Origin of the sequence: Sphingomonas sp. (assembly GCF_003248515.1) — a bacterium.
In the GTDB taxonomy this organism is placed as follows: Bacteria; Pseudomonadota; Alphaproteobacteria; order Sphingomonadales; family Sphingomonadaceae; genus Sphingomonas_I.
On record NZ_QFOB01000005.1, the window covers coordinates 232340 to 253692 of the forward strand.

20 protein-coding genes are annotated in these 21353 nt (G+C 66.4%); 9 read left to right on the plus strand and 11 right to left on the minus strand.

What is annotated here, in order from left to right:
* Positions 1–85: 85 nt before the first annotated feature.
* The 3 genes from guaB to DI605_RS10755 all read left to right on the plus strand — a co-directional run bounded on the left by guaB (position 86) and on the right by DI605_RS10755 (position 3405).
* Positions 86–1543: an IMP dehydrogenase gene (guaB, locus tag DI605_RS10745; protein WP_293973179.1), complete on the plus strand. Its 1458-nt coding sequence runs from the start codon at positions 86–88 to the stop codon at positions 1541–1543.
* Positions 1544–1666: 123 nt separating this feature from the next.
* Positions 1667–2842: an RsmB/NOP family class I SAM-dependent RNA methyltransferase gene (locus DI605_RS10750; RefSeq protein WP_293973182.1), complete on the plus strand. Its 1176-nt coding sequence runs from the start codon at positions 1667–1669 to the stop codon at positions 2840–2842.
* 35 nt (positions 2843–2877) lie between these two features.
* Positions 2878–3405, plus strand: a complete 528-nt coding sequence (locus tag DI605_RS10755; RefSeq protein WP_293973185.1) for a tetratricopeptide repeat protein — start codon at positions 2878–2880, stop codon at positions 3403–3405.
* Positions 3406–3449: 44 nt separating this feature from the next.
* Here DI605_RS10755 and DI605_RS10760 read toward each other — a convergent pair whose 3' ends face one another.
* On the minus strand, positions 3450–4265 hold the full coding sequence (locus DI605_RS10760; RefSeq protein WP_293973188.1) for a hypothetical protein: 816 nt from the start codon (positions 4263–4265) through the stop codon (positions 3450–3452).
* Between the two features lie 303 nt (positions 4266–4568).
* Here DI605_RS10760 and DI605_RS10765 point away from each other — a divergent pair, with 303 nt between their 5' ends.
* Genes DI605_RS10765 through DI605_RS10775 form a run of 3 tightly spaced genes read left to right on the plus strand, consistent with a single transcriptional unit; the run spans position 4569 to position 7392 of the window.
* Positions 4569–6062: a TadE/TadG family type IV pilus assembly protein gene (locus tag DI605_RS10765; RefSeq protein WP_293973191.1), complete on the plus strand. Its 1494-nt coding sequence runs from the start codon at positions 4569–4571 to the stop codon at positions 6060–6062.
* On the plus strand, positions 6059–6646 hold the full coding sequence (locus DI605_RS10770) for a TadE/TadG family type IV pilus assembly protein (protein ID WP_293973193.1): 588 nt from the start codon (positions 6059–6061) through the stop codon (positions 6644–6646). Before DI605_RS10765 ends, DI605_RS10770 begins: the two co-directional genes overlap by 4 nt.
* On the plus strand, positions 6643–7392 hold the full coding sequence (locus tag DI605_RS10775) for a TadE/TadG family type IV pilus assembly protein (RefSeq protein WP_293973196.1): 750 nt from the start codon (positions 6643–6645) through the stop codon (positions 7390–7392). The genes DI605_RS10770 and DI605_RS10775 overlap by 4 nt, the downstream gene beginning before the upstream one ends.
* Before the next feature lie 51 nt (positions 7393–7443).
* On the opposite strand, the gene DI605_RS10780 is transcribed toward DI605_RS10775, so the two are convergent.
* Genes DI605_RS10780 through DI605_RS10790 form a run of 3 tightly spaced genes read right to left on the minus strand, consistent with a single transcriptional unit; the run spans position 7444 to position 9847 of the window.
* Entirely contained in the window at positions 7444–8142 is a 699-nt protein-coding gene (locus DI605_RS10780; protein ID WP_293973411.1) for an HAD family hydrolase, read from the minus strand.
* Between the two features lie 2 nt (positions 8143–8144).
* On the minus strand, positions 8145–8906 hold the full coding sequence (locus tag DI605_RS10785) for an ABC transporter permease (protein ID WP_293973200.1): 762 nt from the start codon (positions 8904–8906) through the stop codon (positions 8145–8147).
* Positions 8903–9847 carry an ABC transporter ATP-binding protein gene (locus tag DI605_RS10790; protein ID WP_293973203.1) on the minus strand — a complete coding sequence of 315 codons (945 nt, stop codon included), beginning with the start codon at positions 9845–9847 and terminating at the stop codon, positions 8903–8905. Before DI605_RS10790 ends, DI605_RS10785 begins: the two co-directional genes overlap by 4 nt.
* A gap of 23 nt (positions 9848–9870) precedes the next feature.
* Here DI605_RS10790 and DI605_RS10795 point away from each other — a divergent pair, with 23 nt between their 5' ends.
* Positions 9871–10119, plus strand: coding sequence for a hypothetical protein (locus DI605_RS10795; RefSeq protein ID WP_293973205.1), 249 nt, complete (start codon positions 9871–9873; stop codon positions 10117–10119).
* 44 nt (positions 10120–10163) lie between these two features.
* On the opposite strand, the gene mmsB is transcribed toward DI605_RS10795, so the two are convergent.
* The 4 genes from mmsB to DI605_RS10815 are packed head-to-tail and all read right to left on the minus strand — an operon-like array spanning position 10164 to position 14831.
* A complete protein-coding gene (gene mmsB / locus DI605_RS10800) occupies positions 10164–11051 on the minus strand; it encodes a 3-hydroxyisobutyrate dehydrogenase (RefSeq protein ID WP_293973208.1) in 888 nt (295 codons plus the stop codon).
* A gap of 59 nt (positions 11052–11110) precedes the next feature.
* Positions 11111–12178: an enoyl-CoA hydratase/isomerase family protein gene (locus DI605_RS10805; RefSeq protein WP_293973210.1), complete on the minus strand. Its 1068-nt coding sequence runs from the start codon at positions 12176–12178 to the stop codon at positions 11111–11113.
* Positions 12175–13317: an acyl-CoA dehydrogenase family protein gene (locus DI605_RS10810; protein WP_293973213.1), complete on the minus strand. Its 1143-nt coding sequence runs from the start codon at positions 13315–13317 to the stop codon at positions 12175–12177. Before DI605_RS10810 ends, DI605_RS10805 begins: the two co-directional genes overlap by 4 nt.
* Before the next feature lie 5 nt (positions 13318–13322).
* Entirely contained in the window at positions 13323–14831 is a 1509-nt protein-coding gene (locus DI605_RS10815) for a CoA-acylating methylmalonate-semialdehyde dehydrogenase (RefSeq protein ID WP_293973216.1), read from the minus strand.
* 106 nt (positions 14832–14937) lie between these two features.
* Between DI605_RS10815 and DI605_RS10820 the strand changes: the two genes are divergently transcribed.
* Entirely contained in the window at positions 14938–15822 is an 885-nt protein-coding gene (locus tag DI605_RS10820) for a LysR family transcriptional regulator (protein WP_293973219.1), read from the plus strand.
* A gap of 76 nt (positions 15823–15898) precedes the next feature.
* On the opposite strand, the gene DI605_RS10825 is transcribed toward DI605_RS10820, so the two are convergent.
* The 3 genes from DI605_RS10825 to DI605_RS10835 are packed head-to-tail and all read right to left on the minus strand — an operon-like array spanning position 15899 to position 19797.
* On the minus strand, positions 15899–18001 hold the full coding sequence (locus tag DI605_RS10825) for a malate synthase G (RefSeq protein ID WP_293973222.1): 2103 nt from the start codon (positions 17999–18001) through the stop codon (positions 15899–15901).
* An 8-nt stretch (positions 18002–18009) separates the two neighbouring features.
* Positions 18010–18180 carry a hypothetical protein gene (locus DI605_RS10830; protein WP_293973225.1) on the minus strand — a complete coding sequence of 57 codons (171 nt, stop codon included), beginning with the start codon at positions 18178–18180 and terminating at the stop codon, positions 18010–18012.
* Between the two features lie 24 nt (positions 18181–18204).
* Positions 18205–19797, minus strand: coding sequence for an isocitrate lyase (locus DI605_RS10835; RefSeq protein ID WP_293973227.1), 1593 nt, complete (start codon positions 19795–19797; stop codon positions 18205–18207).
* A gap of 142 nt (positions 19798–19939) precedes the next feature.
* On the opposite strand from DI605_RS10835, the gene DI605_RS10840 reads away from it, so the two are divergent.
* Positions 19940–21349, plus strand: a complete 1410-nt coding sequence (locus DI605_RS10840) for a short-chain fatty acyl-CoA regulator family protein (protein ID WP_293973230.1) — start codon at positions 19940–19942, stop codon at positions 21347–21349.
* Positions 21350–21353: the final 4 nt, after the last annotated feature.

Here is a 21353-nt window from a genome sequence, read left to right on the forward strand (position 1 = left end):
GGCGCAGTCGCTGGCTGGCAAGTCGTGCAAGCCATGCCTATAGAGGCGCGAATCCTCTGATCCTCCGACGGGATTCGCACTGCACATGATCGAGCTTGGCCTCACCTTCGACGACGTTCTCCTCAGGCCGGGGGCGTCCGACGTGCTGCCGACCGATGCCGACACCCGCACCTTCGTGACGCGTGATATCGCGCTCAACATCCCCGTCCTCTCGGCGGCGATGGACACCGTGACGGAGGCCGACATGGCGATCGTCATGGCGCAGCTGGGCGGCCTGGGCGTGCTCCACCGCAATCTGGGCGTGGAGGAGCAGGCGGCCGCCGTGCGTGCCGTGAAGCGCTACGAGGCCGGCATGGTCGTCAACCCGATCACCGTTCATCCGAACGAGACGCTGGCGGACGTGCTGGCGCTGATGGGCCGGCACAAGATTTCGGGCATCCCGGTGGTGGAGGCGGGCGGCAAGCTCGTCGGCATCGTCACCAATCGCGACGTGCGCTTTGCGGAGCGGCCGGACCAGCCCGTCTCCGAACTGATGACGCATCAGAATCTGGCGACGGTGCATGCGGGCGTGAGTTCGGAAGAGGCGCGCCGGCTGCTCCACCAGCGCCGGATCGAGAAGCTGATCGTGGTGGACGACGCCTATCGTTGCATCGGCCTCATCACGGTGAAGGACATCGAAAAGGCGGTGACCTATCCGTCCGCCACCAAGGATCGATCGGGGCGGCTGCGCTGCGCGGCTGCGACGACGGTGGGCGACAAGGGCTTCGCCCGCACGGAGGCACTGATCGATGCCGAGTGCGACCTGATCGTGATCGATACCGCCCACGGCCACAATCGCGACGTGGCGCGCGCGGTGGAGCGGGTGAAGCGCCTTTCCAATTCGGTGCAGGTGGTGGCGGGCAATGTCGCGACCGCGGAGGCGACGCGCGCGCTGATCGATGCGGGCGCCGACGGCATCAAGGTGGGCATCGGCCCGGGATCGATCTGCACCACGCGCATCGTCGCGGGGGTGGGCGTGCCGCAGTTGACGGCCGTGATGGAAGCCGCCGAGGAAGCCTGGAAATCCAATGTGCCGGTGATCGCCGACGGCGGGCTGCGCACCTCGGGCGATCTGGCCAAGGCGCTGGCGGCGGGCGCATCGGTGGTGATGGTGGGCAGCCTGCTCGCCGGCACGGACGAGGCACCGGGCGAGACGTTCCTGTATCAGGGCCGCGCCTTCAAGAGCTATCGCGGCATGGGATCGGTCGGCGCGATGGGCCGTGGCTCGGCCGATCGCTATTTCCAGGGCGAGGTGAAGGATCAGCTGAAGCTGGTGCCGGAAGGCATTGAGGGGCAGGTGGCCTATAAAGGCCCGGCCAAGGACGTGATCCACCAGCTGGTGGGCGGCGTGAAGGCGGCGATGGGCTATACCGGCTCCGCCACCCTGCCCGAACTGCGGGAAAAGGCGCGCTTCGTGCGCATCACCAATGCCGGCCTGCGCGAAAGCCATGTGCACGACGTTTCCATCACGCGTGAGGCGCCCAATTATCCGAGCATGGGATAAGCCTGCGCTGCCCTTCCGCTTGCCGGAGGGGTCGGGGGTGGGCATGAGCCACGCCATGATGTGTTCGACGGTCGAGGTGGAAAGCCCGCCCCCGGCCCCTCGCGCAGGCGAGAGGGGGGAAAGATGACCCCGGCCGCGCGCGTTCAGGCCGCGATCGACATTCTCGACGAGGTGATCGCCGCCGCGCGCACGCAGGGGGCGGCGGCCGACACGATCGTGGCGCGCTATTTCTCCACGCGCCGCTATGCCGGATCGAAGGATCGTCGCGCGGTGCGCGATCTGCTGTTCGCCGCGATCCGGCGTTCGGGCGAGGTGCCGGTCAGCGGGCGCGCGGCGATGATCGGGCTGGCGGGCGACCGGCCGGAGGTCGCCGCTCTCTTCAACGGCGCGCCGCATTGCCCCGCGCCGATCCGGCCGGAAGAGCCTGCCTCTCCGGCGGCGGCCTTGCCGGCCTGGCTTTCCGAAAAACTGCTCCCCGTGCTGGGCGCGGAGCAACTGCCCGCTTTGCTGGCGCGGGCGCCGCTGGATCTGCGCGCGAACCGGCTGAAGACGACGCGCGCCGATCTGCTCGCCCGCCTGCCCGAAGCCGTCGCCGCTCCGCATGCGCCCGATGCCTTCCGCCTGCCCGAGGGCACGCGCGTCGAGGCGTTGGCGGAATGGCGCGAGGGCCTGTTCGAGGTGCAGGACGAAGGCAGCCAGCTGCTGGCCGAGGCGGTGGGGGCCGGGCCGGGGCAGACAGTGATCGATCTCTGCGCGGGGGCGGGCGGCAAGACGCTGGCGCTGGCCGCCGCCATGGCCAATGAGGGGCGCCTGATCGCGTGCGACGTGGATCGCGCACGCCTTTCCCGCCTGGCCCCCCGCAAGGCGCGCGCGGGCGCGTCGATGATCGAGGAATTACTGCTGGACGCTGGCCGTGAGGATCGCGCGCTGCATTCGCTGGCGGGGCGGGCCGATGCGGTGCTGGTGGATGCGCCCTGTTCCGGCAGCGGCACCTGGCGGCGCAATCCCGAGGCGCGCTGGCGCCTGACGCCAGAGCGGCTCGCGCGGCTCTCGGCGATGCAGGCGCATGTTCTGGATCTTGGCGCCGGGCTGGTGCGGCCGGGCGGGCGGCTCGTCTTCGCGGTCTGCTCGCTCCTGCCGGACGAAGGTGCCGATCGTCTCGCCGCCTTCCTCGCCACCCGCTCCGGCTGGACGCCCGAGGCGCTTCCGTTAGGCGTTCCTTCAGGCGCGGGCTTTATGCTCACGCCCGAGCGGGACGGCACGGACGGCTTTTTCGTCGCCAGCCTGATCCGGGCATGATAGCCGTGGCGCCTGAGTCCCTTTGGGAGAAAGTGATGCGTTTCTCGCCTGCTGCCGTCGCGCTTGCGCTGGTGCTCGCCACTGTTTCGTCGAGCGTCGAGAGCCAGAAGCCGGACGACCAGATCGATCCGCGCAGCGTGGCATTGATGACCAAGGCCGATGCCGCGCGCGCGGCGGGCCAGTTGAGCGAGGCGCAGGATCTGCTGGAAACCGCCCTCGCGATCGATCCGCGCAACCGTGCCGCTTATGTGGCGATGGGCCGCGTCGCCACCGCGCAGGCGCTGCCCGGCAAGGCGGTGCGCTTCTATCGCGAGGCGCTGGCGATCGATCCCAATGACGTGACGGCGCTGTCCGGCCAGGGCGTGGCGCTGGTGGATCGCGGCGCGGTGGAGCGCGCCAAGGAAAATCTCGTCAAGATCCGCACGCTCTGCAAGACGGAGTGCGCGCCCGCCACCACGCTGGCCGCCGCCATCGCCAAGGGGCCGCCGCCGGCCGTGGTGACCGCGCAGAACAATACGACCGTGCCGCCGAAGGAAAAGGAAGCCGAGAGCGCGAAGCCCTGAGTGCCGGGACACTCTGAGCGCTGGGCTGGATCGGAGGGGGCGGCCTATAGCTTCGGCGTGACGCCCTGGCCCTGACGGGCGCGCACGGCCTGTGCCTCCAGTTGCTTCACCCATTGCGTGGACTGGCGGCTGTTGGCGACCATCCCGCCCTGATCGACCAGCCAGACATAGAATTCGGAAATGGGGGAGGCGGCATCATTGGCCGGCCCGCCCCACAGATAGCGGAGCACGACGCCACATCGCGCCGCATCCATCGTCGTCCCCATCGTGCGGCGGAGATTGGGGTTGTTCTTGCTGGCCATTCCTTCCAGCACGTCGACCGCGCGGGGCGGCATCAGCGTCTCGTTGCCGCCATCCACGGGGATCCGGCCCGAGCCATTGGTGCTGACGGCGCATTCGGCTTTGCCCGGCTGGCTCCACTGCGCGATATTCGCCCCACGGCTGGGATCGTAATAATATTTGGCCGGCCCGTATTTCGTATCGAGCGCCGCGACGAACTGGCCCCGCGCCGGCGGATTCTTCATGCCCTGGAGATAGCGGTGGATGGCGAAGGCGCGCGGCTGCGCCGGCGGGCTGGCGAACCAGATGCGGAACCGCGAATCCGTCGTGCGGAATTCCAGTTCGCTGAGGAAGGAGGGCGTTTCGAAGCCCTTCACGCCATCCGAATAGGGATAGGTGGCGATCTTCCGGCTGACGAGTTGCGCCTTGCCGTCAAAGGCCCTGATCGTCCGGGTCACATCCGCCTCGGTCATGCCGAGCTTGAGCCCGGCAACCTCCAGCCGATCCGGCGAAGGGCTCTGCGCGACCGCCGCCGAAAAGGCACACAGGGCAAGACCGAAGGACAGGCGTGCCAATCTCATCATTTTATCCCCGTTCATGATGAAGGATCCGGTTATATTTCCCTCTATCGGCCGCTTCACGTCTCGGGGATTGCCCTATTGCGAGGATATGTTGCTGCGCTTGCGGGTTGCCGGGCGCCTCTTTGCCGCTGATGGTCTGCCGATCGGAGCGGCATGCGGGATTGCCGGCCGGGCCGCCATTTCCATGCGGGCGGGCGCTCTACGACTTTGGTCGCACCACCGTAACGATTCAGCCCGTTGGTTATACTGCTTTAACCCGTAGCCCATAGCCGCTGGCTGTCTGCAGCGTGGGTTTCCGGTTTCGTGTCCATCAAACGCCTTTCGCGATATCTGATCGCCGCCGGCCGCGGGCTGGCCGTCGAGCAGCGCGGAAACGTGTTGATCCTGACGGCCGCCTTCCTGATCCCGCTGCTGGCCCTGATCGGATCGGGCATCGATATCGGCCGCGTCTATGTCGCGCGCTCGCGCATCCAGCAGGCGTGCGACGCGGCCTCGCTGGCCGGGCGCTGGGCGTTCAGCCAGGGGCAGGCCACCGATACCGCCACGGCGGAAGCCCTGAAATTCTTCAACTTCAATTTCAAGCAGGGCAGCTTCGGCACGGCCTCCTTCACGCCGAGCGTGACGGTGACGGGCACCAATACGAAGGTGGTGACGGTTTCGGCGAGCACGACCCTGCGCCTCACGATCATGGGCCTGTTCGGTTTCCGGCCGATGACGGTCGCGACCACCTGCACCGCCGAGCAGAATTTCGTGAACACCGATATCGTGCTGGTGCTGGATACGACCGGATCGATGAAGGACAAGGCGACCTCCAGCGATACGCAGACGAAGATCGAGGGCCTTCGCGCCGCTGTGCTCGCACTGTTCGATCAGCTTGCGCCGATCCAGACGCAGCTTGCCGCTGCAGGCATGCGGATGCGTTTTTCGGTCGTGCCCTATTCGCAGACAGTAAACGTCGGGAAGCTGATATATGCCGTGAACACAGGTTATATGCGCGATCCGGCGCCCTATCGACAAAAAGTCTGCAGCAGCACCGGATGGAACAACAACTGCAACGGCTACACCTATCCCGCGACGAGCGTCTCCCATAATGCCAGCTGGTTCACCAATACGTGGAACGGCTGCATCGAGGAACGACAGACCGTCTCGACGATAACGGCCTCAACATCGGCCATCCCGGCTGCTGCCTACGATCTCGACATAGACCGCATACCCGACAGCGATACGACGCGCTGGGTGCCCTATGATGGCGATGCGGAGACGGCGAACAGCCAGGAAGCGTGCCCGCAGGCAGCCAAGCGCCTGCAGAGCTGGGCCCGCGCCGATCTCGTAACCTATCTCAATTCGCTTACGCCGGATGGCGGCACATATCATGATATCGGCATGATCTGGGGCGCGCGGATGATTTCCTCCGCGGGCGTCTTCGCCGATAGCCCTGCCACCTATAACAGCATGCCAACCAACAGGTTCGTCATCTTCATGACGGATGGCCTGCTGTCTACCAACTCCACACTCTACAGTGCCTATGGCATGGAGAAATATGATCAGCGCGTGACGGGCGGGGATCTTTCCACGCAGGATGCGCGCCACCACCAGCGCTTCAATCTGATGTGCTCCGCAATCAAGAATCGCGGCGTATCCATCTGGGTGGTCGCCTTTGCGAGCAGCCTCGATACCAATCTCACCAACTGCGCGAGCAATGCGGGGCAGGCCTCCACCTCGGCCAATTCGACCGACCTGACCACCAAGTTCGTGGAGATCGGCAAGAGCATCGGCGCGATGAGGCTCACGCAATGATCCGGCGTTCGGCCCTGCGCCGTCTGGCGGGCGACCGGAAGGGTCTGGCGGCGGTGGAGTTCGGCCTCGTCTCCGTGCCCGTGATCCTCATGCTGCTCACGCTCGTCGATCTCGGCTTCCGCAGCTACATCGCCTCGCAATTACAGGGCACGATGGATCAGGCCGCGCGCAAGGTGACGATCGGCGGCGTCAGCACTTCCACCGTCTCCAGCTTCGTCACCGATCGCATCAAGCGTATCCTGCCGGGCGCGACGGTGCTCGTCGTGCCCAAAAGCTACGATGATTTCTCCGACGTGGGAAAACCGGAGCCGATCACGACGGATACGGCGCCGCTCGGCAGCTACAATACGGGCGATTGCTTCCTCGATCTCAACGGCAACGGCGTGTGGGACAATGACGGCGGCACGGCGGGCAACGGCACCGGCGACGACATCGTCTATTACGTCGCAACCGTCACCTATCCCACGCTGATGCCGCTGGGGCGCTTCCTTGGCTGGGGCAGCACCGAGACGGTCACCGCTACGATGATGATGCGCAACCAGCCCTATGCCGCGCAGCCGCAGCCAGCCACGGTGTGCACATGATCGCGCTCGCCGCCCGGCTGCGCGCCTGCAGCCGGGGCGCGACGCTCGTCGAAATGGGGCTGGCGCTGCCGATCGTGCTGCTGCTGGGGCTCGGCGGGCTGGAGGCCTGCCATTATGTGCTGGCCGTGCTCCGCGTGAACCAGATCGCCTATGCCGTGGCCGACAATGCCGGCCGCGTGCGCCACGCGCTGGACGAGAGCGACCTGAACGAGATCATGATCGGCGCGAAGCTGATGGGCGGAAGCGATTTCGCCACCAATGGCCGCATCATCCTGAGCGACCTGGAACAGCGCACCAATACCAGCGGAACGGGCGGCGTCGGCACGATCACCACCGCCAATCCCAACGGCTATCGCCAGTGGATACGCTGGCAGCGCTGCGCGGGCGCGCTCTCGAAAAGCTCCACTTATGGCGGGCCGAAGGATTCCAGCGGCAATGCCGTGACCAATCTGGATGCGACCGGCACCGATCATGGCGCTGTGCAGACCGCCTCCACGATCGATGGCATGGGGCCGAGCGGCCAGACCATCTCCTCCTCGGGCGGGACGGCGGTGATGGTGGTGGAAATCTTCTATACCTACAAGCCGCTGGTGCCGGTCTATGCCTTCGGGGCTTCCACGCTGCATGTGTTCGAGGCGTTCAATATCCGCCAGCGCACCGATTTCTCGGTCTATAACGCAGGCAGCCTGAGCAGCACGAAGCGTTCGGATTGCCGCCTGTTCAATTCGGCCGTGCCGGCGGTGTGACCGCGTCATTCCGTGCGGCTAAACGCCCCGCGCAGGCAGGGGCGGGGTGGATCAAGGGGCGATCGTGTCGATCCAGCCGGGCAATTGGCCAAGGCGTTCGAGCTGGCGGAAGCGCGGATGATCCGATGGCGTGGACGCGTTTTCGTGAACCCACGCGCCGGCCTGCGGAATGAAGGCCGCCCAGGCGCCCGCCTCCAGTGCGGGATGGATATCCGATCGCAGCGAGTCACCCGCCATCACGGCCTGATCGGGGTCGACGCCCTCACGCGCGAAGAGCCGGCGGAACGTGTCCACGGTCTTGTCGCTGACGATCTCGATCCCGCTGAAGCGATCGCCGAGGCCGGACGCCGCGAGCTTTGCCTCCTGATGCAGCAGGTCGCCCTTGGTGACGAGCACCAGCCGCGCGCGATCGGCGAGTGCCTCCAGTGTATCCTCGATCCCGTCGAACAACTGGACGGGGTGCGACAGCAGGGCACGGCCGGCGGCGAGAATGTCCGCGATCAGGCCGCGCGGCAGGGGATCGCCCACCAGCTCCACCGCCGTCTCGATCATCGAGAGGGTGAAGCCCTTGGCGCCATAGCCGTAGAGCCGCAGGTTACGCGCCTCGCAGGTGTTGAGCAGGTCCCGCGTCATCTGCCGTTCGGCGAAGGGCTCGATCAGCGCGAGCAGCGCTTCCTCGGTGGCGTTGAAGTGGCGCATATTGTGCCAAAGCGTATCGTCCGCATCGAGGCAGATCAGCCGGATCGCCATGCTCAGCTCCGCAGCCTGTAGCCCGTCCTGAAGATCCACGCGATGATCGAGACGCAGATCAGCAGGAAGGCGAGCGTAAGGCCGGCCGAGATGCGGATATCCACGTCCGCCGTGCCATAGAAGGCCCAGCGGAAGCCGTTCACCAGATAGACGATCGGATTGAAGAGGGTGATCGTGCGCCACGGCTCCGGCAGCATGTCGATCGAGTAGAATGTGCCGCCCAGGAAGGTGAGGGGCGTCACCACCATCAGCGGCACCACCTGCAACTTCTCGAACCCGTCCGCCCAGCAGCCGAGGATGAAGCCGAGGAGGCAGAAGCTGACGGTGATGAGGATCAGGAAGCCCGCCGCCCATAAGGGGTGGACGATATGATAGGGCACGAAGCAGCGCGCCGTGGCCAGGATGATGAGCGCGAGGATGATCGATTTGGTGGCGGCGGCGCCGACATAGCCGATCAGCGTTTCGGCCACACCCACCGGCGCCGAAAGCAGTTCGTAGATCGTGCCGGTGAAGCGAGGCAGGTAGATGCCGAAACTGGCATTGGCGATGCTTTCGGACAGGATCGTCAGCAGCATCAGGCCGGGGATGATGAAGGCGCCATAGGGCACGCCGGCCACTTCGTGCATCCGCCCGCCGATGGCGGATCCGAACACGACGAAATAGAGCGAGGTCGTCAGCACCGGCGTGAAGATGCTCTGGAAAAGCGTGCGCCAGGTGCGTGCCAGCTCGAACATGTAGATGGCGCGGATCGCGGTGAGGTTCATGCGACCGCCCCCGCCCTGGCACCGTCCACCAGATCGACGAAGATGTCTTCGAGGCTCGATCGATGCGTGTCGAGCGTGCGGAAATCCACTCCCTCGGCCTCCAGCCGCTTGACCAGTTGCGCCAGGCCACGCGCCTCCGCTTCCTCGGCCGTGATCGTGTAGGTCAGCGTCAGGCCGTCTCCGGAAAGGGAGAGGGGCCAGTCGGCCAGCCCCGCCGGAAGGGCCTCCAGCGGCGCCGTGAGGCCGACGATCGCCTCGGTCTTGCCCAGCTTGGCGAGAAGCGCCTTCTTCTCCTCCACCAGCACGATCTCGCCCTTGTTGATGATGCCGATGCGATCGGCCATCTCCTCGGCTTCCTCGATATAATGGGTCGTCAGGATGATGGTGACGCCCTGATCGCGCAGGCCCCCGATCATCGCCCACATTTCCCGCCGCAATTCCACGTCCACGCCGGCCGAAGGCTCGTCGAGGAAAAGGATGTCGGGCTCGTGGGAGAGTGCCTTGGCGATCAGCACGCGCCGCTTCATGCCGCCCGAAAGCTGCATGATCTTGGCATCGCGCTTTTCCCACAGCGAGAGCGAGCGCAGGATCTTCTCCACGATCGCCGGATCGCGCCTTTTGCCGAACAATCCGCGTGAGAAGGCCACGGTGTGTGCCACATGCTCGAACATGTCCGTGGAAAGTTCCTGCGGCACCAGGCCGATCCGGGCGCGCGCCTTGCGCCAGTGATGGCGCGCATCCTCGCCATCGACGAGGATCGTGCCTGCCGTGGGCCGCACGAGCCCGCAGACCGCGCCGATCAGCGTCGTCTTGCCGGCGCCGTTGGGGCCGAGAAGGGCGAAGATCTCGCCACGTCTTATTTCCAGATCGACGCTCTTCAGCGCCTGATGCCCGCCGGCATATGTCTTGGAGAGGCCGGAGATCGAGAGGATCGCGTTCACACGCGATCCATAAGGGGGGAGGCGTGGCAGCGTCCAGCATCATTCCCGTGCCGAATTCCCCGCCCGCCGCCGATTTGATCGCGATCAAGGCGCGCGCCCGATCGCGGGCGCACGAAGGCTCCCGTCCCCTCGAAGACGATGGAGAGCATGACATGACGAGCATCGGCGACGCGATCTTCTACACCGCCATCGCGGGAGCGGCCCTGTTCATGGCCATCCTCGGCTTCGTCTCGATCGAACAGGTGCTGCGCGAGCGGAGGCCCCATCGCTAAAGGCCGGCGCGGCGATCGTCAGTGCCGGCCGCGCGAAAGGCGGCTCAGGCCGTCTTCCCGTCGAGGAAGCGGATCATCGCGGAGAAATCCTTTCCGCCCATCCCGGCATTGACCATCGCCTGATACAGGGCGCCGGCGGCATGCCCCATCGGCACGCTGGCATCCGCCGCCTGCGCGGCCTCGATCGCGAGCTTCAGATCCTTGAGTTGCAGGGCGGCCGCGAACCCGCCTTCATAGCCATTGTCCGAAGGCGTCGTGGGGCCGACGCCGGGGACCGGGCAATAGGTGGTCATCGACCAGCTCTGGCCCGATGCCTTTGACGAGATATCGTAGAAGGTTTGCAGATCGAGACCGAGCTTTTCGGCCAGCAGGAAGGTTTCGCAGGTCGCGATCATCGTGGCGCCCAGCAGCATGTTGTTGCAGATCTTGGCGCTCTGGCCCGCGCCGGCCGCGCCCGCGTGGATCACCGCCTTGCCCATCTGCGCGAGGATCGGCTGGGCGCGGGCGAAGGCTTCCGCCGTCCCCCCCACCATGAAGGTGAGCGTTCCGGCATTGGCGGCCGCGATCCCGCCCGAGACGGGCGCGTCGACCATCGCCAGCCCTCCGGCTTCGGCAGCCTCGGTCACGGCCCGGGCGGAGGCGACATCGATCGTCGAGCAATCGATCAGCAGCGCCCCCTTCGGCGCGGCGGCGAAGATCTCCCCCTCATAGACGGAGCGGACGTGCCGGCCGGCGGGCAGCATCGAGACGACGATTTCGGCATCGCGCGCGGCCTCCGTGGCCGAGGCGGCCGGCAGGCACCCGGCGTCTTGCGCGCGGGACAAGGCGGCCTCCACCAGATCGAAAGCGCGCACGGCATGGCCCGCCCCGGCGAGGTTCGCCGCCATGCCCCCGCCCATATTGCCGAGGCCGATGAATGCGATCCTGCTCATGCACGCTCTCCCGATGATCTCTTTGCTGCTTATTCTGTTCTCTTGGGGCCGGGCGATCCCTAGCGGACCGGCCTCCATTCCTCATCGGGAGCGAGGGGCGCGAAGATCTCATCGATCAGCCCATCGCTCACGCCTGCGGGCGTCGCCGGATCCCAGCGCGGCTGGTTGTCCTTGTCGATGAGGAGGGCGCGCACGCCCTCCAGGAAATCGTTGCGCTGCACGACATGGCAGCCGATGCGATATTCCGCCTTCATCTCCTCGGCGAAATCGGTCCGCTCCGCCGCCAGGGCAAGTTGGCGAAGCGCCACCTTGCAGGTCTGGGGGCTCTTGGCGGCGAGGATGGCGCGCTGCTGCATCGCCCATTCCGATCCGTCCGCTTCCAGCGCGGCGAGGATATTCTCATAGCGATCCGGGGCGAACAGGCGATCGATCGCGGGGGCGAGTGCGACCAGCTTCGCCTCCGGCGGGGCCTCGGACGCTTCGGCGAGGATCGCCTCCACCTCCAGCGGCCGCGCGATCAGCGCCGCCTTCACCGCATCGAGCCGTTCGGAGGGGATATAATGGGTGGCAATGCCCAGCGCCGCGCAATCGGCGCCGTCGGCCCGGCCGCCCGTCAGTGCCAGATAGTGGCCGATCCGCCCCGGCAGGCGCGACAGATACCAGCCGCCACCCACGTCCGGAAACAGGCCGATCCCCGTTTCCGGCATCGCGAACATCGTCCGCTCGGTGGCGATCCGGTAGCGGGCGGGCTGCGAGATGCCGACGCCTCCGCCCATCGTGATCCCGTCCATGAAGGCCAGAATCGGTTTGGCGCAGGTGAACATCAGGTGATTGAGCTGATATTCGTCGTGGAAGAAGGTGCGGGCATAATGCCCGTCCCCCCGAGCGCTTTCCCAGATGGCGCGTATGTCGCCCCCCGCGCAGAAGCCGCGGCCTTCGGCATGATCGATCAGGATCAGGCGGATCGCGTCGTCCGTCTCCCAGCTGCGCAAGGCCGACATCATCGCCCGGCACATGCCGAGCGTGAGCGCGTGGATCGCCTTCGGACGGTTGAGGCGGATCCGGCCGACGCCGCCTTCCGCCGACACCAGAAGCTCGGCGGCGGGCGCGGGCGCCGCCTCGCTCACTGGCGCACCAGATCGCGGCCGACGATCATCTGCATCACTTCGTTGGTGCCCTCCAGGATCCGGTGCACGCGCAGATCGCGCAGCAGTTTTTCGATCGGATAATCCTTGAGATAGCCGTAGCCGCCGAACATTTGCAGCGCGCGATCCGTGACCGACCAGCCCGTCTCCGTCGCGAATTTCTTGGCCATCGCCGCGAACCGCGTCTTGTCTGCGGCATTCTCCGTCACCTTCACGGCCGCCGCATAGAGCAGCATGCGCGCGGCCTGCAGCTCGGTCTCCATGTCCGCGAGGCGGAACTGGGTGGCCTGGAAATCGGCGATCGCCCGGCCGAACTGGTTGCGATCCCGCGTGTAGGCGATCGCCTCGTCCAGAGCGCGCTGCGCGCCGCCGAGCGAGCAGGCGCCGATGTTCAGCCGGCCGCCATCCAGCCCCATCATCGCGATGCGGAAGCCTTCTCCTTCGGCACCGATCCGGTTTTCCACGGGCACGCGCACGCCATCGAGGATCAGCTGCGCGGTGGGCTGCGAATTCCAGCCGAGCTTCCTCTCCTGCGCGCCGAAGCTGACGCCGGGCATGTCTTTTTCGATCGCAAGGCAGGTGATGCCCCCGGGGCCGTCCGCGCCGGTGCGCACCATCGTTACATACAGTTCATTCTCGCCGCCGCCCGAGATGAACTGCTTGGTGCCGGTGACGACATAATGATCGCCATCCAGCACCGCCTTCGTTTTCAGCGCGGCGGCGTCGGAGCCCGACGAGGGCTCGGTCAGGCAATAGCTGGCGAGGATCTCGCACGGCACGAGGCGGGGGAGATATCTGTCCTTCACCGCCTGCGATCCGAAGCGATCGATCATCCACGCGCCCATATTGTGGATCGAGATGAAGGCGCTGGTGGAAGGGCAGCCATAGGCCATCGCTTCCATGATGAGCGCCGCCTCCAGCCGGCCGAGCCCGACGCCGCCCGATTCCTCGGAGACATAGATCCCGCCGAAGCCGAGCCCGGCAGCCGCCATCACCACATCGCGCGGGAAATGATGCGTCTCGTCCCACCCTGCCGCGAAGGGAGTGATCGCCTCGGCCGTGAAGCGCCGCGCCATTTCGCGGATGGCGCGCTGGTCTTCTGTCAGATCGAACTGGCTCACGGCCGTCATCCCATCGTGGGAATGATGAAGGCGCTGTCGCCGGTGCCGCCGCCATCGGGCCAGCGCTGCGTCACCGTCTTCACCTTGGTGAAGAACTTGACGCCTTCCATGCCATGCTGGTTGGTGTCGCCGAAGGCCGAGCGCTTCCAGCCGCCGAACGTGTGATAGGCGACCGGCACGGGGATCGGCACGTTGATGCCCACCATGCCGACATTCACGCGCGCGGCGAATTCGCGCGCGGCATGGCCGTTGCGCGTGAAGATGGCGACGCCATTGCCATAGGGATGCTCGCCCGGCAGGCGCAGTGCATCCTCGAAGCTGTCGGCGCGCACCATCTGCAACACCGGCCCGAATATCTCTTCCTGATAGGTGCGCATGGCGGGCGTGACCCGATCGAACAGGGTGGGGCCGACGAAGAAGCCCTCCTCGTGGCCCTGGAGCCGGAAACCGCGCCCGTCGATCACCAGTTCGGCGCCTTCGTCGACGCCCATCTGGATGTAGCTTTCGATCTTCGACTTGTGCGCGGCGGTGACGACGGGGCCGTAATGCGCATCCGGATCGGTGGACACGCCGACACGCAGCGCGCCGATCGCGGGGATCAGTTTCTCGCGCAGCGCGATCGCCGTCTTCTCGCCCACCGGCACCACCACCGGCAGCGCCATGCAGCGCTCACCGGCAGATCCGAATGCGGCGCCGGCAATATCGCTCACCACCTGATCCAGATCCGCATCCGGCATCACGATGCCATGATTCTTGGCGCCGCCCATCGCCTGCACGCGCTTTCCGGCGGCGGCGCCGCGCTGATAGACATAATGGGCGATATCGGACGAGCCGACGAAGCTGACCGCCCGGATCTCCGGATGATCGAGGATCGCGTCGACCATCTCCTTGTCGCCATGCACCACCTGGAGGATGCCCTCTGGCGCGCCGGCCTCCAGCATCAGCTCGGCCAGGCGGACCGGGACGGAAGGATCCCGCTCGGACGGCTTCAGGATGAAGGCGTTGCCCACGGCGATGGCGATGCCGAACATCCACATCGGGATCATCGCCGGGAAATTGAACGGCGTGATGCCGGCGACGATGCCGAGCGGTTGGCGCATCGAATAGACATCGATGCCGGGGCCGGCGCCCTGCGTATATTCACCCTTCAGCACATGCGGGACGCCGCAGGCGAACTCGATCACCTCCAGCCCGCGCTGGATATCGCCCTTGGCGTCCGCGATCACCTTGCCGTGCTCGGACGAGAGCAGGATGGCGAGCTCTTCCATATGGCGTTCGATCAGTTCCTTGAACCGGAACATCACGCGCGCGCGCCGCTGCGGATTGGTCGCCGCCCAGGCCGGCTGCGCATTCTGCGCGGCGGCAACGGCATGCTCCAGATCGGTCGCGGTGCCGAGCGCGACGCGCGCCTGCACCCGGCCGCTGTTCGGATCGAAGACGTCTCCGAAGCGGATGGCGGGCGCACCGGGGGCGCCGGCGATCTTATGGGATATGTCGCGGAGCGCGGTGGCCATCGGAAATCCTCTTCTGTGCGATCGATCGCTTGATCTGCCGGTGTGATCGATCCTGCGCGGATTGCAACGCGTGGACTTGCAGGAAGTGGCTGCATAAATGCAGGCTATGAACTGGGATGACCTGCGAGTTTTCGTGGCCGTGGCGCGCGCCGGGCAGATCGCGAAGGCGGCCGTCGCTCTCGACATGGACGCGACAACGGTCGGCCGGCGGCTGCGACGGCTGGAACAGGATCGGGGCGAGATATTGTTCGGTCGCGACCGGACGGGGCAGCGGCTCACCGATGCGGGCGCGCGGCTGGTGCAGGCCGCGGAGGCGATCGATCAGGCTTTCCTCAAACTTTCGGACGATGGCGGATCCGCCGAAAAGCCTTCGGGCCTCGTCCGGGTCAGCGCCTCCGAAGGTTTCGGCACATGGTTCGTTGCGCCGCGCCTCGCCCAATTCGATCGGCTCTTTCCGGATATCCGCGTCGATCTCGTCGCCAATAACGGCTTCCTCAATCCATCGCGGCGGGAAACGGACGTGGCGATCCTGCTCGCGCGGCCGCAGAGCGGGCCGCTCATCGTGCGCAAGCTGACGGATTACAGCCTGGGTCTCTTCGCCTCACGCGAATATCTCGATCGCCACGGTGCGATCGCCTCGGTGCGCGATCTCCGGGAGCATCGCCTGATCGGCTATATTCCGGATCTGATCTACGCGCCGGAACTCAATTATCTGGATGAGGTGCTGGAGGGGCTGGAGCCGCATTATCGCTCGTCCAGCATCAACGCGCAGCACCGGCTGGCCGCCGCCGGCATGGGGATCGCGATCCTGCCCTGTTTCATCGGCGATGCGGATCCGGGGCTGGTCCGGATCGTGGGCGAGGTAACGCTGCGCCGATCCTTCTGGCTGGCGGTGCACGAAAGCACGCTGGCCCTGTGGCGCATCCGCTGCTTCGTGGACTGGCTGGCACAGGCCGCGCGCGAGGGGCGGGCGCTGCTGGCACCGGAGTAGCGCGCGGCCGGCCGATGGTTCGGCCGGTGCCCTTCCGGCGTGCGCATGGGCGCACCGGAAGGGCACCGGTTCCGGTTCAGGCGTCCTGCTTGGCGATCCGGCGGAAGCTGTGGAGCAGCGGCTCGGTATAGCCATTGGGCTGGCTGACACCCTCCATCACCAGCGCGCGCGCCGCCTCGAAGGCGGTGCCCGTTCCGGCACCCGAGAGCATCATCGGCCGGTAGGCGGCATCGCCCGCATTCTGGCGATCCACCTTGGCCGCCATCCGCCGGAGCGAGGCATCCACCTCCTCCGTCGAGCAGACGCCGTGCAGAAGCCAGTTGGCGAGATGCTGTGACGAGATGCGGAGCGTCGCCCGATCTTCCATCAGGCCGACATCGTGGATGTCGGGCACCTTGGAACAGCCGACGCCCTGATCGATCCAGCGGACGACATAGCCCAATATGCCCTGGGCATTGTTGTCCAGCTCCTCCACCACTTCCTCGGGTGACCAGTTGACGCCATCGGCCAGCGGAATGGTGAGCAGGGCTTCCAGCGCCGGCACCGGCTCCGCCGCGATTTCGCGCTGGCGCGCGAACACGTCGATCGCATGATAGTGCATCGCGTGCAGCGTCGCCGCCGTCGGGCTCGGCACCCAGGCGGTGTTGGCGCCGGCGCGCGGATGGCCGATCTTCTGTTCGATCATGTCGGCCATGCGATCGGGCGCGGCCCACATGCCCTTGCCGATCTGCGCCTTGCCCGAAAGCCCGCAGGCGAGACCGATGGCCACGTTGCGCCCCTCATAGGCCTTGATCCACGCGGACGAGCGCATCTGTTCCTTGCGGACCATCGGGCCGGCGCGCATCGACGTGTGGATCTCATCGCCCGTGCGATCGAGAAAGCCCGTATTGATGAATGCGATCCGATCGCGCACGGCATGGATGCACGCGCCCAGATTGGCGGAGGTGCGGCGCTCCTCGTCCATCACGCCGATCTTCAGCGTGTTGCGGGCGAGCCCTAGCAGATCCTCGATCGCATCGAAGAGGCGGTTGGAGAAGGCGCACTCCTCCGGCCCGTGCATCTTCGGCTTCACGATATAGACGGAGCCCTGCCTGCCGTTGCGGAAGCGGCCCTGGCCCTTCAGATCGTGCAGCGCGATCAGGCTGGTGACGATGCCGTCGAGAATGCCTTCGGGCGCCTCGCCGCCATCCGCCAGCAGCACGGCCGGCGTCGTCATCAGATGGCCGACATTGCGGACGAACAGCAGGCTGCGGCCCGAAAGCGTGAAGGCCGTGCCGTCCGGCGCGGTCCATTCGCGATCCGGCGAGAGAGCGCGCGTGATCGTCTTTTCGCCCTTCTCGAACGTCTCGACCAGATCGCCGCGCATCAGGCCCAGCCAGTTGGCATAGGCCGCGACCTTGTCCTCCGCATCCACCGCCGCGATCGAATCCTCGAGATCGACGATCGTCGACAGCGCGGCTTCCAGCACGACATCCGAAATTCCCGCGGGATCGCCGCTCCCGATGGGCGTGGAGCGATCGACGACGATCTCGATATGCAGGCCGTTATTGCGCAGCAGCAGGCTTTCGCCGCGCCGGCCGACCAGCTGCGCGGGATCGCGCAGCGTCTGCTCGCCACCGGTCCAGCCTGCCCAGCTTCCCGTGGCGAGGGGCGCGGCCTTGTCGAGGAAGGCCTTGGCATGGGCGATCACTTCCGCGCCGCGCACCGGATCATAGCCCGGCGCGGCCGTGCCCGGCAGGGCATCCGTGCCGTAGAGCGCATCATAGAGGCTGCCCCAGCGCGCGTTGGCGGCATTCAGCAGGAAGCGCGCGTTGAGCACGGGGACGACAAGCTGCGGCCCCGCCATCGCCGCCAGCTCCGCGTCGACATTCGTCGTGCCGATCGCGAAGGGGGCGGGCTCCTCCACCAGATAGCCTATGTCGCGCAGGAAGGCCTGATAGGCGGCGGCATCGATCGGGCGCCCGGCACGATCCTGGTGCCAGGCGTCGATCTCCGTCTGCAGCGCATCACGCCGGGCCAGGAGCGCCCGGTTTTCCGGCGCGAAGCGGGCGAACAGGTCCGCCGCGCCCCGCCAGAAGGCCTCCGCCTCGATCCCGGTGCCCGGCAGGGCGTGCGCTTCGATGAAGTCGCTCAGGACCGAGGCGACCCGCAGGCCGGCTTTCTCGCGATAGTTGGTCATCGCCCGGTTCAGCCCAGCCGGCCGAGGCGATGATAGAGGTTGCTGTACTTCACCGATTCCGGCTGATCCTCGATCGTCTTCAGATAGTGGAGAACGGCCGTGCGCAGCAGCTGGCTATCCTCGCTGGAGAAGACCGGGCGAGCCCGGGCCGGTTCGGGGGACATGGTTTCGGTCGTCATCGTTTCTCTCCTTCCTCTCGCGCTTCAGGCGAACTGGTTCATCGTATTGTGGACGCCACCGGCCTTCAGGGCCGCCTCGCCCGCGAAATATTCCTTGTGATCGTCGCCCATGTCGGAGCCCGACATATTCTGGTGCTTCACGCAGGCGATGCCCTCGCGGATTTCCTTGCGCTGCACGCCGGCGACATAACCGAGCATGCCCGCCTCGCCGAAATATTCCTTGGCGAGATTGTCCGTGCTCAGCGCCGCCGTGTGATAGGTCGGCAGGGTGATCAGGTGATGGAAGATGCCGGCGCGGGCCGCCGCATCCTTCTGGAAGGTGCGGATCTTCTCGTCCGCTTCGGCCGCCAGTGGCGTCGCATCATAGATCACGCTCATCAGCGCCGCCCGCTCATAGCTGGACACGTCCTTTCCTTCCGCCGCCCACAGATCATAGACCTGCTGACGGAAATTGAGCGTCCAGTTGAACGAAGGCGAGTTGTTATAGACCAGCTTCGCGTTCGGGATGACCTCGCGGATGCGATCCACCATCGAGGCGATCTGCTCGATGTGCGGCTTCTCCGTTTCGATCCAGAGCAGGTCGGCGCCGTTCTGGAGCGAGGTGATGCAATCCAGCACGCACCGATCGGCGCCGGTTCCCTCACGGAACTGGAACAGGTTCGAAGGCAGTCGCTTCGGGCGGACGAGCTTGCCGTCGCGCTCGATCACGACATCGCCGCGCAGCGTCGACAGATCGGTGATCTCCTCGCAATCCAGGAAGGCGTTATACTGATCGCCGATGTCGCCCGGTTCGCTGCTGAAGGCGATCTGCTTCGTCAGGCCCGCGCCGAGCGAGTCGGTGCGCGTGACGATGATGCCATCCTCGATCCCCAGTTCCAGGAAGGCGTAGCGGCAGGCGCGCACCTTCGCGAGGAAATCCTCGTGCGGCACGGTGACCTTGCCGTCCTGGTGGCCGCACTGCTTCTCGTCCGAAACCTGGTTCTCGATCTGGAGCGCGCAGGCACCGGCCTCGATCATCTTCTTGGCGAGCAGATAGGTGGCCTCCGCATTGCCGAAGCCCGCATCGATATCCGCGATGATCGGCACGACATGCGTCTGGTAATTGTCGACCTGCGCGATCAGCTCGGCCTCCTTGGCGGTGTCGCCGGCGGCGCGCGCCTTGTCGATCTCGCGGAAGATCATGCCCAGTTCGCGCGCGTCGGCCTGCTTCAGGAAGGTGTAAAGTTCCTCGATCAGCGCGGGGACGCTCGTCTTCTCGTGCATCGACTGATCCGGCAGCGGGCCGAAATCGGAGCGCAGGGCCGCAACCATCCAGCCCGAAAGATAGAGGTAGCGGCGCTTGGTGGAGCCGAAATGCTTCTTGATCGAGATCAGCTTCTGCTGGCCGATGAAGCCGTGCCAGCAGCCCAGCGACTGGGTGTAGTTGGCCGGATCCGCATCATAGGCCGCCATGTCCTCGCGCATCAGCTTCGCGGTGTAGCGCGCGATGTCGAGACCGCTGTTGAAGCGGTTCTGCAGCTGCATCCGCGCGACCGATTCGGCATCGATCCCGTTCCAGCCGGGGCCGGCCTGGGCGATCGTGGCGGCGGCCTGCGAAATGTGGCTTGCATAGGTCATGTGCATGTTCCCAACGTTTGTCCGATGCGGCGCCCTAACGCGCGGACGGACGGCGGGACGAGGCGCACCGGTGTCGAGTTGTAGATCTTTACAGGCGATCGTTGTAAAGCTGTCGAGACTTTACAAGCTGACGGGGTGAGATGTGTCGATCGATCGCGCAACCTATATGGGGCCCCGCCTCAGGCGGCTGCGGCGGGATCTGGGCCTCACCCAGCCGGGCATGGCGGGGGACCTTGGCGTTTCCGTCTCCTATGTCTCGCTGCTGGAGAGCAACCAGCGCCCGTTGACGGCGGACATGCTGCTGCGTCTGGCGCGGACCTATCGGATCGACGTGGCCGAATTCGCCGGCGACGGGGGCGAGCGATCCGCCGCCCGGCTCCAGTCCGCGCTCAAGGATCCGCTGTTCGCGGATATCGATCTGCCGGCGTTGCAGGCGGCCGACGTCGCCACCAATTTCCCCGGCATCGCGGAAGCCTTCCTGCGCCTCCACACCGCCTATCGTGAGGAACAGCGTGCGCTTGCGGATCGGGGCACGGGAGGCGGCGAAAGCGGGGAGGGGGATGCGGTTGCCGAGGTGCGGCGCTTCCTTGCCGTGCGCCGCAACTGCTTCCCCGCGCTGGACGAGGCGGCCGAGGGCATCGCCGCCGCGCTGAACGACCATGACGGGGCCGCCGCCTATCTCACGGCGCGGCATCGCCTGCGCGTGCGTATCCTGCCGAGCGCCGTTCTGGCCGGCATGGTGCGCCGGCACGATCCCCACAATCGCGCCATCTATCTGGACGAGGCGCTGGATCGCGAGAGTCGGGCCTTCCAACTGGCGCTCCAGATCGCCTATCTCGATCTGCGCGCGCCTCTGGACGATGCGCTGGAGGGGGCTCCGCTTTCCACCGAGAATGGCAGGCGCCTCGCGCGGCGCACGCTCGCCAATTATGCGGCCGGCGCGATCCTGATGCCCTATGCCGCCTTCGCCAAGGCCGCCGACGACAAGGGCTATGATGTCGAATTGCTTGCCCGCCTGTTCGGCACCAGCTTCGAGCAGACGGCGCATCGGCTGACGACGTTGCAGAAGCCGGGTCACGAGCGGATCCCCTTCTTCTTCGTGCGCGTCGATGCCGCCGGCAATGTTTCCAAGCGGCTGGATGGCGCGGGCTTTCCCTTTGCCGGCCATGGCGGCGGCTGCTCGCTCTGGTCGCTCCACGATATGGTCCGCACGCAGGGGGAGATCGTCACGCAATGGCTGGAGTTGCCCGATGGGCAGCGCTTCTTCTCGATCGCCCGCCTCGTGACGTCGGGTGGCGGAGGCCATGGCGCGCCCCTGCTGCGGCGTGCGGTGGCGCTGGGCTGCGCGGCCGAGCATGCGGCTCGGCTGGCCTATACGCAGGGGCGCCCGGCGCCCGCGGCCGAGGATTTCACGCCGATCGGCATCACCTGCTCGCTCTGCCAGCGCGACAGCTGCGTTGCGCGCGCGCTGCCGCCGATCGGGCGCCAGATCCTGCCGGACGATTATCACCGACGCCGGGCGCCTTTCGGCTTCGCCGACGATATCGGGTGAGGAC